2 protein-coding genes are annotated in these 653 nt (G+C 32.6%); both read left to right on the top strand.

Translation table 11 applies throughout. The features are described 5' to 3' along the window. The coding region (locus B4G36_RS09930; protein WP_291063716.1) for a phosphoadenosine phosphosulfate reductase family protein at nucleotides 1-253 on the top strand (253 nt) is incomplete at its 5' end. 83 nt (nucleotides 254-336) lie between these two features. Beyond that, entirely contained in the window at nucleotides 337-507 is a 171-nt protein-coding gene (locus B4G36_RS09925) for a hypothetical protein (protein WP_291063714.1), read from the top strand. Nucleotides 508-653: the final 146 nt, after the last annotated feature.

Raw genomic sequence — 653 nt, 5'->3', positions numbered from 1 at the left:
TATGCACGAAATAGAGTTTGACGAAGAAAAACAATTATTCAAATTCAATCCATTGATTGATTTTACAACAGAGGATTGTTTCGAATATTTGAAAGAAAATAGAGTTCCTTACAACCCGTTACACGACAAGGGTTTTATAAGTATTGGTTGTGCTCCTTGCACACGTGCTATAAACGAAGGTGAAGATTTTCGTGCCGGAAGATGGTGGTGGGAAGACAATAGTAAAAAAGAATGCGGTCTACATGCAAAGTAGACTTCAGGTGTTAATTTAATTTGAATGACTCAGCCTATTTTAGGTTGAGTTTTTTGTTTACTTTTACTAGACAAGTTTCAATAATGGAAATAGAACAAATCTTAAATCAAATTTCGCCACTTTCATCACAGTCTATTCAATTGATAGCAGATAAAATTCAATTGATTCGATTACCAAAAAACACCACGCTTATTGATGCTGATAAAGTTGAGAAAAAGTTATATTTCATCAAAAAAGGAATTGTTCGCGCGTAGACGATGGAAAAGAAATTACGTTTTGGTTTGGGAAAGAAGGCGATTTGATTTTATCGATGCGAAGTTATGTCGAAAATAAAATTAGTTACGAAACAATCGAATTAATGGAAGATTGTGAGTTATATGAAATTAAATCTTCAGACATA

It is taken from the genome of Empedobacter sp. UBA3239, assembly GCF_002362875.1.
In the GTDB taxonomy this organism is placed as follows: domain Bacteria; phylum Bacteroidota; class Bacteroidia; order Flavobacteriales; family Weeksellaceae; genus Empedobacter; species Empedobacter falsenii_B.
Note: the sequence above shows the minus strand (reverse complement) of the source record. Positions and strands in the feature narration are given on the sequence as shown.

Bases quoted from the DNA above. Each gene is read 5' to 3' on its own strand.
- B4G36_RS09925 (WP_291063714.1), top strand. From the start codon at position 337: ATGGAAATAGAACAAATCTTAAATCAAATTTCGCCACTTTCATCACAG.